At 34.1% G+C, this 12,687-nt stretch carries 12 protein-coding genes; all 12 read right to left on the bottom strand.

The window, feature by feature from the left end:
- Window positions 1-141: 141 nt before the first annotated feature.
- The 12 genes from gltS to SBH76_RS04900 all read right to left on the bottom strand — a co-directional run bounded on the left by gltS (window position 142) and on the right by SBH76_RS04900 (window position 12,687).
- A complete protein-coding gene (gene gltS, locus SBH76_RS13755; protein ID WP_334309066.1) occupies window positions 142-2,289 on the bottom strand; it encodes a sodium/glutamate symporter in 2,148 nt (715 codons plus the stop codon).
- Window positions 2,290-2,496: 207 nt separating this feature from the next.
- Window positions 2,497-3,216, bottom strand: a complete 720-nt coding sequence (locus SBH76_RS04950) for a HEAT repeat domain-containing protein (protein ID WP_317977007.1) — start codon at window positions 3,214-3,216, stop codon at window positions 2,497-2,499.
- A gap of 8 nt (window positions 3,217-3,224) precedes the next feature.
- Entirely contained in the window at window positions 3,225-3,458 is a 234-nt protein-coding gene (locus tag SBH76_RS04945) for a hypothetical protein (RefSeq protein ID WP_317977006.1), read from the bottom strand.
- Window positions 3,459-3,581: 123 nt separating this feature from the next.
- The gene (locus tag SBH76_RS04940) at window positions 3,582-4,025 is read right to left on the bottom strand and encodes a very short patch repair endonuclease (RefSeq protein ID WP_317977005.1); all 444 of its coding nucleotides are present in this window, start codon (window positions 4,023-4,025) and stop codon (window positions 3,582-3,584) included.
- Window positions 4,025-5,110, bottom strand: coding sequence for an HpaII family restriction endonuclease (locus tag SBH76_RS04935; RefSeq protein ID WP_317977004.1), 1,086 nt, complete (start codon window positions 5,108-5,110; stop codon window positions 4,025-4,027). The genes SBH76_RS04940 and SBH76_RS04935 overlap by 1 nt, the downstream gene beginning before the upstream one ends.
- A gap of 2 nt (window positions 5,111-5,112) precedes the next feature.
- Entirely contained in the window at window positions 5,113-6,153 is a 1,041-nt protein-coding gene (locus tag SBH76_RS04930; protein WP_317977003.1) for a DNA cytosine methyltransferase, read from the bottom strand.
- Window positions 6,154-6,684: 531 nt separating this feature from the next.
- The gene (locus SBH76_RS04925; RefSeq protein ID WP_317977002.1) at window positions 6,685-7,557 is read right to left on the bottom strand and encodes an HNH endonuclease; all 873 of its coding nucleotides are present in this window, start codon (window positions 7,555-7,557) and stop codon (window positions 6,685-6,687) included.
- Entirely contained in the window at window positions 7,550-9,151 is a 1,602-nt protein-coding gene (locus SBH76_RS04920; protein WP_317977001.1) for an AAA family ATPase, read from the bottom strand. The genes SBH76_RS04925 and SBH76_RS04920 overlap by 8 nt, the downstream gene beginning before the upstream one ends.
- Window positions 9,148-9,339 (bottom strand): hypothetical protein, encoded by a 192-nt coding sequence (locus SBH76_RS04915; RefSeq protein ID WP_317977000.1) that lies wholly within the window; start codon window positions 9,337-9,339, stop codon window positions 9,148-9,150. The genes SBH76_RS04920 and SBH76_RS04915 overlap by 4 nt, the downstream gene beginning before the upstream one ends.
- 389 nt (window positions 9,340-9,728) lie before the next feature.
- Complete coding sequence (locus SBH76_RS04910; protein WP_317976999.1) at window positions 9,729-10,613, bottom strand: hypothetical protein; 885 nt, start codon at window positions 10,611-10,613, stop codon at window positions 9,729-9,731.
- Window positions 10,614-10,802: 189 nt separating this feature from the next.
- A complete protein-coding gene (locus SBH76_RS04905; protein WP_317976998.1) occupies window positions 10,803-10,982 on the bottom strand; it encodes a hypothetical protein in 180 nt (59 codons plus the stop codon).
- Between the two features lie 4 nt (window positions 10,983-10,986).
- Window positions 10,987-12,687, bottom strand: coding sequence for an ATP-binding domain-containing protein (locus tag SBH76_RS04900; RefSeq protein ID WP_317976997.1), 1,701 nt, complete (start codon window positions 12,685-12,687; stop codon window positions 10,987-10,989).

Genomic DNA, 12,687 nt, shown 5'->3' with positions numbered 1-12,687 from the left:
ATAAGACTTTTTACAAAAGCTATACTATAAAATATAATATTTTATTACAAAAACTTCAACTAAAATCTTAGTCAAAATATACTATTCTAATAAAAAACCCACCTCTTATAAGGTGAGCTTTTAAATTGGCTTAAATTATTTTTAACCTAAGAAGTTTATGAAAAATGTTATTGTCAAACTGTTTAAGAAATCCGCAAACATACTGCCGACTATCGGAATAAGTAAGAATGCCTTAACTGACGGTAGATATTTCTCTGTAACAGCCTGCATATTTGCCATGGCATTAGGTGTTGCACCCATACCGAAACCACATGTGCCTGCTGCCAAAACAGCCGCATCATAATCACTTCTCATACATTTGAACACAATAAATCTTGCAAAGATATACATAAGAACTACTTGACCCGCCAATAGTATAAACAGAGGAAGGGCAAGTGCAGCCAACTGCCAAAGCTTGAGTGTAATCATAGCTACACCTAGGAAAAGTGAAAGACAAATACTTCCAAGATCATTTATTTCACCCATATGTATTCTAAAGCCGTCTGTATATTCACTGATATTTCTCATTACAGCCGCCACTATCATAGAGCCTATGTATATAGGGAAGGTCATACCTGTCTTTGAAAGTACAAAAGATATAACAGTTCCAATACCCATTGCCAAAGTCAGCTGATACACTGCAGGTGCATACATTGAAACCTCTCTTCTATGCTTTATCTCCTCTTCAACAAGCATACTGTCATCTTCATACACTGCAGTATCCATAAGATTTTTCTTTTTTATAAGTCCGTTTGCCAATGGACCACCCATCAGTGAACCGGCTACAAGACCGAAAGTAGCCGCTGCTGTAGCCAAAGTGGTCGCACCGTCAACATTCATATCTTCAAGCAAAGGACCGAATGCTCCCGCAGTACCATGTCCACCAATCATAGGTATGGAACCTGTACACATACCTATAAGCGGATTTATACCAAGAAGTTTAGAAAGACCAACAGCTACAAAGTTTTGAGATATTATAAGCAGCAATACCAAAGCCAGGAAGATAAATGTGCCCTTTCCGCCACTCTTTAACACCTTCATATTTGCCTGGAATCCTACTGAGGTAAAGAACATTACCATACATACATTTCTAAGAGTCTCATCAAAATTTATCTCAAGAATGCCAAGTGCATACAATACACAGAATATTACGGCAAAGATCATTCCTCCTACCACAGGAGCAGGAATACAAAATGTTGTTAAAAACTTTATTCTTTCCTTTAAAAGTACTCCAATAAACAGTGCAAGTACCGCAACCGCAACGGTCTGATACATATCAAGGTTTAAAGTTTTTCTTGAAACATTATCAGCCTTAACCTCGGCCTTTAATCCGGTTATTCCGTTTGCACTGTACCATTCACTTGCCGCTTTATGGAAAGGCACAACAATACTGTTTAAAGTTGCTTCATCAAAAAAATTTACAGTATTACCTGATATCTTATTGAAGCTGTCTTGATGTGCTTTTATAAGATTTAATACAGTTTCAATATTGCTTGAATTTATATTGTTGTTTGCCACAAGCACAGCCATTACTCCAACTGTGGTAATATCCTTGTTTATACCTTTATATGTACCTTTTTTAATTGTAGTAACACTATATCCGCTATAACTGTTCTGAAGAAATCTTATTGCTCTGTCATCCAACGAAAGAATATCGATAGGTACATTTGAATCAGCCAAATCCGAAATTGCCTTTGTAGGTGCCGACGCCGTTACAAAGAATGCATCCAATTCACCGTTTTTTAAGGCATTTGCGGCATCTTCAAATGACAGATATCTCACATCAATATCATCTACAGTCATACCGTAGGCTCTCAGGATATTCTTCGCATTTTTCAAAACTCCCGAGCCCTCTTCACCTACCGAAACTCTAAGTCCACTCAAATCCTCCACGGAGTTTAGCTTCAGTTTCTTATTTACGACTATTTGATAGCTCTCCGTATAAAGTCCTGCAACAGCCTTGGTTATTTTTAAAGGATTCCCCTCAAACTCACCTTTTCCGTTGTAAGCATCTGTAAGAGTATCATTTTGCACTATTGCCATACCGACGATATTGTTTTCAAGCAATCTGAGATTTGCCGCCGAACCAGCACTTATCTGTATGCTCATATCAATATCGCTTTCCTGCTCGGCAATATCCTTTAGGGTATTTCCATATGCAAAATATGTACCGCCTGTCCCACCTGTTCCGATATGAATATTATTGTTTTCACTTTCCTTTGCACAGCCTGAAACCAACAGTGCAAACATCAATATAATAAATACAAAGCTTAAGTTCTTTCTTATACCTTTAATACGCTATACCTCCTTAACCGAATAATAAAAGGGTAGCATATTCTGCTCCCCTTTAAGTCTATGTCATTTTTTGACGAAGATATTATACAGAAAATCAGGCCGGACGTCAAATTTATTTTGTAATATCGGATGTATTAATGTGCATTTTGCAGTCCCGGTTTTCTATTTATTCAAAAATCTTACCGCCGACTTTCTCGCCTTTTCTATTTTCTCAGCATCCATATCTTCCACAGCCGATTGGCTTATCCACTTCTTTCCAAATAAAATCTGTGCCGATTCTATCATAATGCCACAGGCATGTAAATCAGTCTCTGCTGCAATCACAGAAGCAAAGCAAGGCTTTGTCTTTTCCTGAATCACTTCCTTGTCAATTCCGTGAAATGACATTTGCATAAGGCTTGATGCCGACCACGCTCTGCAAAGACTGTCTTTATCTTCCGACATTTGCTTTATCAAAATATCAATCTCATTTAAAGAACCTATCCATCCGAGAGCTATAATGATCTTTTGTCGAAGCAAAGCATCTTTTATCTCTATAAGCAAAGTCATAATCGGAATAAGTCTGCTGCAAAATTCTGTGTAAAAATCTCTATGTCTCAGTTTTGAAAGAGTTTCAGCCATAAGGTATGCGGCAAATACTTTTAAATTCTCGTCTTTTTCATTATTCAAAACTTTAAGCAAAAACTCTAATCCTTCTTTATCGTGTTTGTAGAAACTGCCTGAGAGATTCAAGTTCGTACCCTCATCCCGGTCTTTACAAATCAGCTGATAATGATATTCTATTTCTTCACTCGCTCCTAAATCCGCAATAAATTTTATTCTTTCGCCGTCGGGGAAGTTTTGCTTTTTTAATTCTTCATAACTTTTTTGTAAATCTGTCATACATATACTCACTTTTTGTTATCTGTTTTATCTTCATCTTTAAAAAGCTGAAGTGAAATATTCAAATCACCAAAAATCAACATATTTAAAATGACGACAGGAATAGCGAGTATATTTTTTATAACTTTTACCACTTTAGAGTCTCTTTTATATTTTGAAATTTTTAATACTAAAAGTACAATAGTTAAAAATATAAATATAAAGTAAAACAGCATGTCAGCATTGGCATATATTATTTTCATATATTTACTCCTTCTGGGTATTGCCACAGTGGGTTAATAAAAGATATATTTATGATTACTTTTCATAGCCATTTTGGAATATTTGGCTATGAAAACCTGATACCGGCGAGAATAATCTCGCCATTATTGGTATTTTGGCGTAGAAAAAATACTATTGGCGAGATAATCTGTTCTTACCTTTTCTATCATCTTATCTTTCATCATCTGTTTAATTTCACATCCCCACACCACTATAACATTAATACCCATGCTCTCAAGTTTGATGTAGTTTTGCTTATCTCTTTGAACATTTCCCTCCAACTTACTTTTCCAAAAATCATGATTATTCTTAGGGATGGAAGCATACTTGCAATTTTCATGCATGTGCCAAAAGCATCCATTTACAAATATGGCAACCTTGTATTTAGGAATATAGATATCGGGACTTCCGGGTAGGCTCTTATAATTCAATCTGTATCTGAACCCTCTATGCCACAAAAGCTTCCTCAAATAAACTTCAGGTTGTGTATTCTTGTTTTTAACCCTTGCCATATTCTCACTTCTGGTCATCGGCTTACTCTTCTTCACTATCTGAATCTCACCTGCAAATTAAGCTTTATAAAGTCTTCTCCGTTTTCACTGTACACTTCCCCGAAATCATGTCTTGATGTGGATGCTGTTTCATACTTTGTATTACTTAACAAATATTCTTCAAAGTAATTTCTGTTGTATATATGATATGCAAGAACATTACCTTCCTTTGTAACTACAATATATCCTCCTGTAGCCTCATCCAAACCGTCCCACACTGTAGCAGGTTTCATTCCCAATGCTACAGCCGTCAAAAACTTTTTGAACTTATATCTATAGGCATTTACATTACCGTAGTTCATAGGATTCTCCTGTTCAAGTTTTTCCACCATATCGTTGCAGTTGCTGATTCCGTCTTTATAAAAATATAAAAGTGTCTCGGCAATAATTCTATCCATATTACTGTCGATAAGAACCAAATTATCTTCAAAAACCTGATTATTCATCTTTCGATATTCAAGAGTTCCGTTTTCTTTAATTATCTTACTTATACGTCCTCTGACATCTGTATGATTTTTGCCGCCTGACACCTTGTATATTTCGTTCGCCTCTCTTATCAAATTCGGATAATTATGTACTATTTTATAAATAAAGTTTGTGGTTTTTCCTGCATTCAACAAAGTCGGAGATGAACCCAATTCGGATTTTATTGAGAATCCTACAGTAGGACTATATCCTGTGTTTACATCAACTATTTTTACCGTAATATCACTTTTATCCGTTGCCGGTGCTGAAAGCTTATAACACAAAATTTTATCCATAAAATTCTGCGTACTTTCTACCGAAAACGCCCCCTTTGAATCTTTGCTGTTAATCTCACTCAACAGATTTCCGGACTCCGATTCGAACTCTGTCGCAGGCAATTCCTTCACCTTTGCCCCGTTAATATAAATCGATATCATTTCTCCTGCGGTATATTCTTTGATTTCACCCTTGGTTTCTTCTCTAATTATTTTAATAATAGGAAAATAAACATCCTCAAGCTTATTCAATTCACTATCCGCAGCATATATCTTTCCGTCTGCCAAAAGTCTCAAAAGGACGTATACTTCAGACCATTCTCCCTTATTCCCTTTAAGCATATTTACCTCCATATAAAAGCCAATTGTTCAAATTCTTCTTCACTTTTCTTTGTTTTCGTATTTTCTTTTTCAAGGTGTGCTTTTATCTTTTCGGCTATCGCACGTATTACAGGAACCGTAACGGAATTTCCGAACTGCTTATATAAGTGTGTATCGGCAACTACAAACTTGAAATTGTCAGGGAATCCCTGAAGTCTCGCCCACTCTCTCGGTGTCATCTTACGGATATACTCTTTATTAACACTGCCTTTTATATGTGTAACCGGAGTAAAGTCGGTTAAACGATCGTCAATTATCAAGTTTCTTTCTCTTCCCATACCGCCGCAAACAATAGCGCCTGCTACGGAGTCCAATTCTCTGATTTCATATCCGAATCCGTTCCCCTTGGAAGCATGTCTTGCCTTATGTCTTTTTAACGAATCCAGATAAATGGTGGATAAATAATATTTGGGTGATACTTCATGCTCTTCAATTATATCTTTTATTACTTTTGTATCATCCGTTTTCTCAGGAAATATGAAATCTTCAGGTGCTATATCGTTTCTGAATCCTACAATATATATCCTCTCTCTGTTTTGCGGAACACCGAAGTTTTTACTGTTGAGAACTTTATAGAACACCTTGTATCCCAAATCCTCCAAAACAGATTTTATAACATCAAATGTACGACCTCTGTCATGGTTAACCAGATTCTTCACATTTTCACAGAATACGACTTTAGGTTTATGGTGTTTTACAATCCTTGCGACATCAAAAAAAAGAGTTCCTCTTGCATCTTCAAAGCCCCTCTTCTGCCCTGCAAGAGAAAAGGCTTGACAAGGAAACCCTGCAAGTAATATATCATGTGGCGGTATATCCTTCTCATCAACTTTTGTAATATCTCCAACCACATCTATACCGTCATTATAATTTGCCTTGTAAGTTTCAACCGCTTTTTTATCCCACTCGCTTACAAAAACTGTTTTAATATCATCTTTAAATGCCTGTTCAAAGCCGAGCCTTATACCCCCGATACCTGCAAATAAATCTATTGATTTATACATCTTATCTTCCTCTTTCGTTTTCAACAATGCCTTACAATATTATAACTCAACTTTATGAATATTCTACCCGAAATTTCGGGTATACAAGGGAATCAATTACTATTATTGAAATTGTAGGTCGTCAAATTTCAATTTATCTTCGCAAATCTCTTTTAATCATGTCTATGTAAAGTAAATACTTTCATAGCTTATTCCACGAGGAGCATACAATCCTCATACTATCTATTCATTCGAACAGAGTTTCTATATTTTATTCTAGCATCTTTTTATTGAAAATAAAATCTCGACTTACTGAACTTTATTAGGAAAATCATTAGTAAATAGTGTAAAGACATCTGCTGTAAAAAGTACTTTAATCACAATATTTTAAGAACCGATTAAAAAGTAAATCTTTTTTATTAAAATTGTATATTTTTAAATATATAAAGCCTAACAAAATATTTAATACAAAAATTTTAACTAGAAAAAGTGGATTAAAATCAACCCACTCCAAAACTTAACATAGAGACTAATAGATCGTTATTAGTCGTATTATTTCTCGTCTAAGAAAGTTGGCATATATTCATCCCAAACCCATCTATCTTCATATATACACTGATACATAGCTGCTTGCCATGAGTTTCTTCTTTGCTCACGTTCGATGTCACAGTCACCCTTAAAAATATCTCTTAACAAATTAATATCTTTTACTATTCTATATATATTTTTAATTTTTAATAATACAGTATTAATCTCTGCAGCAGCTAAAGCCCTATACAAATCATAGAGTTTATATACCTCCAAATGATTCTTGGCACGATTGATTTTTTCATCAGACCATGATTTAGGTTTACCGACTTCAAAATCAAAACCAAACGGAATTCCGGCTTGTCTATTGATTTTTGCATACATCCATATCTCATCATCAAAATCATCAAAATAAGGATGGATAGTCTCTTCATCTCTACTATTTGCTATAACATCATTCTTCTTTTTATTACATGCAATGCATTCCGGAATCAAGTTTTCTACAGTTACTGCATATCTATGAAAAATAGCCTTTGGTAAATAATGATCCAATGTATCCGCTAGATAATACCCACATATCGGACATTTTCCATAAGGAGCAGCAGCTTTAATTTTGTCGTAATACTTTTTACCATTTACCGACTTAACAAGACGTTCATCATACAAATAAATCATATCATTTTTCAATACTCCACCTTTTATTTCAATATTTCTTTCTTCTGCACTCAGTTGTCCTAATTCTGCAACCTCTTTATAGCGTCTTGAATATTCTAACAAAACTTGTTTACTGTTATTTAATCTGGTTTTCCTTGCTTTTTTAACCTCGTCATTATCTCTTATGCCATTAATACATGCATTCAGTAAATCTTCCTGTTTAATATCCGGAATGCTAATCATTACTTCTCATCCTTTCAAATATATACGCTTTCAATAAAGATTGAGCTTCTTTTCCCAGTTCATTATCAAACTCTTTAAGCGCTTCTTCGTAATCATCAATTTTATACGACTCCTCTTTTAGCATTTTATGAAATCCTGAATTTAGAACCTCAAAGCCAAATATCTCTTCTGTAAGTTCTCCTAAGTTTTCACCAAATGTCTGAATAGAAGGCCTTTCAGCAACAAATTCTGCATTTATCCTTCTTATCATCCATACGCATTTTTTAGGAATTTCCTGTACAATAACCGGAGAATGAGTGGCTATTATCCCAACTCCATTTCTATAAATCAATAACTTTGATAAAGCGCGTACAAAAGCTGAAACAAGTGGTGGATGAAGATGTTCCTCAGGCTCATCAAGTATTACAAGTGTCTTCTCTTCAACAAGTTCGACTAATTTTGTCAACGTCAAAAGAATTACTTTGTGTCCTGAACTAAGCAGCTTATATTGTTCTATTATCCTTTTGCTAAATTCTTTTTTCCTCTCTTCATTGTTAGCACCCAATATCTTACTATCTGCGTTGCATATCCCTGAATGCTTCAAAATCTGCTCTGCCCCCTCTTCATTGTTAGCACCCAATATCTTACTATCTGCCTCTATCCAATCTTTTATATTCAGCTCAGCAAAAGTCATATCAGAACTCAGAATATCAATTATTTCATTCCATATTTTCTTTTTATAGCTATTTGAAACCTTATATAAACTATCTACAAAGTCACCAGACAAACATTCTTGATCCTTGACATATTTTTCCCCATTTTCTTTTTGACTAATAAGTCCCACAACTGCATACGGTATTTTTCTTCTATCTGAAGGTAAATCTGTTTCAAACACAGGAATATCAAATGCTGAATAAGAAACAAAAATCACATTAGAAAAATGCATTCCATCAAAACTTCCAAATGCTTCCGAGTAATCTTTTACATATACGGCAGATAACATATTTTTTAATAATGTTGTTTTACCAACACCATTTTTGCCTATAATGGCATGTATATTAGTAGGTGGTTTACTTTCCGGTATAACCTCAAAGTCAATTGATTTATCCTCTCCTCCATAGGAAACTGGAAAACTATACTCAAACGAATATCTTGTTAATCGAGACCCACCATGGGCAATTCTATTCAATTGCCCTAGAATCATTGTCTCCGTAATATCTCTCTTCAGAGAAATTTGAGTAACTGTATAAGCCTTAACAGACTCATAGATATCTATATTAAATGCGATATCATTTAATGCTTTTAATACTCTTTCCCTAATATCTGGTTTTAATTTATCTTTTAATTCAAGATAGTAATCCTCTGAAGTACCCAACGAATAAAAATTCTCACTTAATTCTGAGAATACAGATGGTAGCGATGCTCGTCTCTCTGTCTGCCCTTTTTCTGCAATCTTTACACATCCTATTCTTATCCATGTACTGTTTTCATCAACATAATATGATATATATTGAGTTGAATAGGTAAACCAGTCATCCCAGCTATCATTTAATAAATAAATTGTGTTTTTGCGAAGCCCAACCTCGTTGGCTACAATAAATAATAATTCGTTCATTTGGTATTCCACCCCCAACGCTTTAACACAGCATCCTCAGCTATCTGATACAATACCAACCTGAAATTACTTATAAGCTCCGTCGGAACTGTTCCGGAATCAACTGCTGTTCTCTGATATATTAATGCTTTCTTTACATCATCGTCATGGCACACACTCAATGTGCTTACCATGTTATCCGCCTTCATAATTGTGCCTCTAATACCAAAATCTCCAATAACAACCACAGGACTCTGAACCGGTCTTCCAAGTCCAACTGAACAAACATAAGACAATAAGTGTAGGAAGCGCTGGCTTACGATTCATTACTGTGCCATGAAGATCTTGATAATCGATTACAAAATTTTTTATTTATTGCACAAAGAAAACCTCTTTTTATATTTACATTAGCCTTGAAAAAATTAAAAGCTATATCACCCCAATTTAGAAATAGAATTTGTAAGTATACAAACTTCAGTAAACAAAATTATCATTTTTACACTATATAATTCTATTTCTATATTCTTAACATTTACTTATTTAAAAGAATTTTCTCTACTATTCTCTGATGAGATTACTATTTTAATATTGAATGTTATTATTTAATTTTATCTGCTATATTCAAAAATTCATTAAAAGTAATAGCCCTTGTAGGAACTCCCAAATAATAATAAATCGCTAAAATTCGCTTTCTCAATCTATCATCACTAGTTACAAAATAATTGCAGTAGGTTCCATAAATAGAATGAGTGGTATCATATATACCAGAGATTACAGTTGAGTCCTTTTTATCTCGATTGTACCCACATTTATTGAGTGTTGAATGCAAAAATTCGAAGACGAATTCCATAATTGAATAATTATTGCAAATCTCCTTAAAGCAACCTTTTTTAATTTCAAAAATAGAAATTTCTTTTAAAGGAGCAATCTTTAAGGCGATATTAGTACCATATTCTCTTTCTAGCTCTGAGAAAAGTACGGCATTATGCACCTTTACATAATCTTGAACTCTTGATAATATATCTTTCACTTCATTTCTGTCCCAAATTTCTTTAGAATCCAAATTTGAGTAATTTTGAACATTTGGATTCTTTGAAAGCAAATCTTTAAAATATTTATCTTGTTCTTGATGAATTCCCCTACCATTTTCAACCATTCTGTTGGTAGTATCATACGTTTTTACTCGAGATAAGCAATCATCAAAATTTTCTGGTTTGTTTACAATTCGTGTTATACTTGGATTCAATATACCTTTAGATTTTAATGATGACATCAATAATTTTCGGTCATTATTGTATTTAGTAAACTTATTCTCAGCGTCATTTTTTATTGCAATAAAATATTCTTCAACATGAGCTGTACTGATGTAATAGATTATATTAGTAAAGTTGTTCAACTCATCTATGCTAATATCTATTTCTTTTTTAACAATACCCTCAAAAATATTGGTATCAAAATAGACCCTATCAATATTTCTTCCCATGCAAGTTATCCTTTTTATTAATCTTATTCATCTTTATTTACAAATATCATACCATATTAATCAAAAAAACGCATTACATCCTTTACCTTTGTTATTTCTTATTTTACACGAATAGCTATAATGTGCTCACTTCACTGTACAAGTTATTTGCAATAATACATAAAATAACGCCCGAAATACGATCAGACGTTACTTATTATTCTCACTAAAACACTTAAAATCCTCAGCTGCAATCTGTGTTTTACCGACTTTATATGAATCATAACCTCTTTGTATCTTATTATGAATATCATTAAAACTCATTTTAGTTGTATCTATACTCTCATGTGCAACGGGCAATGATTTATTAAATGAGGTTTCTCCAGACAATATACTAAACAATAGGCATCGAATTGAAAGCTGAAGCCATCTCCCTTTTAGCATTTTTTATTTTCTTTTTATACTTAACTACATTAATAAGGACACTTTCACATTCTGTATCTGTCATTGTAGTTACAATTTCCAACCTAAGTCGCGCCCTCGAAGCTCCAACATAAAACCGTTGAACCGCCTCGCTACCAAACGTTTTTTCGTCGACATCTACCAGTATAATCGCATCAGCTTCTAATCCCTTATACTTTCTACATGTGGTAAATATTTTTTTCTTAAAGGTACTGTTGATACATACATCATTTAAAATGCTGACAGCTTCACTTTTACAAGTGAGAATTGTTACATCCGTAATACCTTCTTCATTTAATTCCTCAATTATCGATGCAACGCAATTGCTTACTTCTTCAGAATTTTCTTTATAATGAATCCTTGCCGGTACTCCTTTAATCGCTCCGTCATACAATTTAGGATTTCTATCCGATATGGCTTTTAAAGATGTTATTGCAATATTTTCAGTGTTTCTGCAGTTCTTATATAATGTTAATTTACAATCGGCATCACTTATAAACTTAGGTATATTTTTAGCCTGAATAAGTTGCAATTTATCATAAAAAACATAAAATGTTCCCCCGGACTCTTCATTATCAATTACAACATCATATATTGTTTGCAGAAGATCCGCCTCTTCTATCTCTTCTCGGCCAAAATCTTGTCCTTCATCTACAATAACATGCTTATAGCGGAATGAGCCTGAAATATACATATCTAAAATTCTAATACCGGCAGCCCGGTAGTCAGGTTTCTCAGTTTTAGCAACCTTACATGCAAATTTGTCGATGGTCATATACTCTATGTACTCATGGTGATACTCTCTATCCAAATAATCCCTTAGCATTACATTGTAACAGAGAAATAATACTCTCTCACCGTTAAAAGCATGTCTGGTTGCCTTTTCCACAGCCATCATTGTTTTTCCTGTTCCTGCAGCTCCATTAATAACAGCAGCTTTTTGTTCAACAAGGTAGTTTAACAATCCCTCCTGCTCCTTCAACAATCTATGAAAAACTATTTTTTTCAAATCATTATCAAAGCTTTTGGAAGGAAAGATATTAAACTCAGGACATATTATTTCTCTAATGAGTCTTCTTACATCCTGTTCACTGAGATCTGTTTTGATATGATTTTCCAGCTCGATATCGAACAAAGAACTGATATATGGTTCAGGATCTTCTAACGCCTCCATTGTAAGAGTAATAGTTCTGTCTGCTTCCTTGGGAAACTTGATTCCGCGCAAGCGTTCCTGTGAAATTGAAGGAAACCACACAGCATGCAAAAACTTACATCTACCTGCAACATCTTTTAATGAGCTGTTTTGTACCACATTCAATAAGTCCCACTTGTTTCCCGCAGCTTGATTGTAAGGTCCACCATGCTTCATAATGCATCCACTTGAGTATTTCCAGTATCCTCCCTCATACTTTATAGCTCCTGCTTTTGCTTCCAAACACAACAATCCCTTAGTTCGATTAAAAATAACAAAGTCTACTTCACCTTCATGAAGTATATTATCCTCAACATATACATTCTTAAAAGAATGTACAACATAATAATCAGATGGAAGTTTTTTTAAAGAATCAAACATTACTCCTTCCAAACTGGCAGGGTCAAATTCTCTTGCCACATCAGGTATCATTATTGCCAT

The sequence above is a fragment of the Lachnoanaerobaculum sanguinis genome (genome assembly GCF_033242365.1).
GTDB classification, from domain to species: domain Bacteria; phylum Bacillota; class Clostridia; order Lachnospirales; family Lachnospiraceae; genus Lachnoanaerobaculum; species Lachnoanaerobaculum sanguinis.
Note: the sequence above shows the minus strand (reverse complement) of the source record. Positions and strands in the feature narration are given on the sequence as shown.

Bases quoted from the DNA above. Each gene is read 5' to 3' on its own strand.
- gltS (WP_334309066.1), bottom strand. From the start codon at position 2,289: ATGTTTGCACTGTTGGTTTCAGGCTGTGCAAAGGAAAGTGAAAACAAT.
- SBH76_RS04950 (WP_317977007.1), bottom strand. From the start codon at position 3,216: ATGACAGATTTACAAAAAAGTTATGAAGAATTAAAAAAGCAAAACTTC.
- SBH76_RS04945 (WP_317977006.1), bottom strand. From the start codon at position 3,458: ATGAAAATAATATATGCCAATGCTGACATGCTGTTTTACTTTATATTT.
- SBH76_RS04935 (WP_317977004.1), bottom strand. From the start codon at position 5,110: ATGCTTAAAGGGAATAAGGGAGAATGGTCTGAAGTATACGTCCTTTTG.
- SBH76_RS04930 (WP_317977003.1), bottom strand. From the start codon at position 6,153: ATGTATAAATCAATAGATTTATTTGCAGGTATCGGGGGTATAAGGCTC.
- SBH76_RS04925 (WP_317977002.1), bottom strand. From the start codon at position 7,557: ATGATTAGCATTCCGGATATTAAACAGGAAGATTTACTGAATGCATGT.
- SBH76_RS04920 (WP_317977001.1), bottom strand. From the start codon at position 9,151: ATGAACGAATTATTATTTATTGTAGCCAACGAGGTTGGGCTTCGCAAA.
- SBH76_RS04915 (WP_317977000.1), bottom strand. From the start codon at position 9,339: ATGAAGGCGGATAACATGGTAAGCACATTGAGTGTGTGCCATGACGAT.
- SBH76_RS04910 (WP_317976999.1), bottom strand. From the start codon at position 10,613: ATGGGAAGAAATATTGATAGGGTCTATTTTGATACCAATATTTTTGAG.
- SBH76_RS04900 (WP_317976997.1), bottom strand. From the start codon at position 12,687: ATGGCAATAATGATACCTGATGTGGCAAGAGAATTTGACCCTGCCAGT.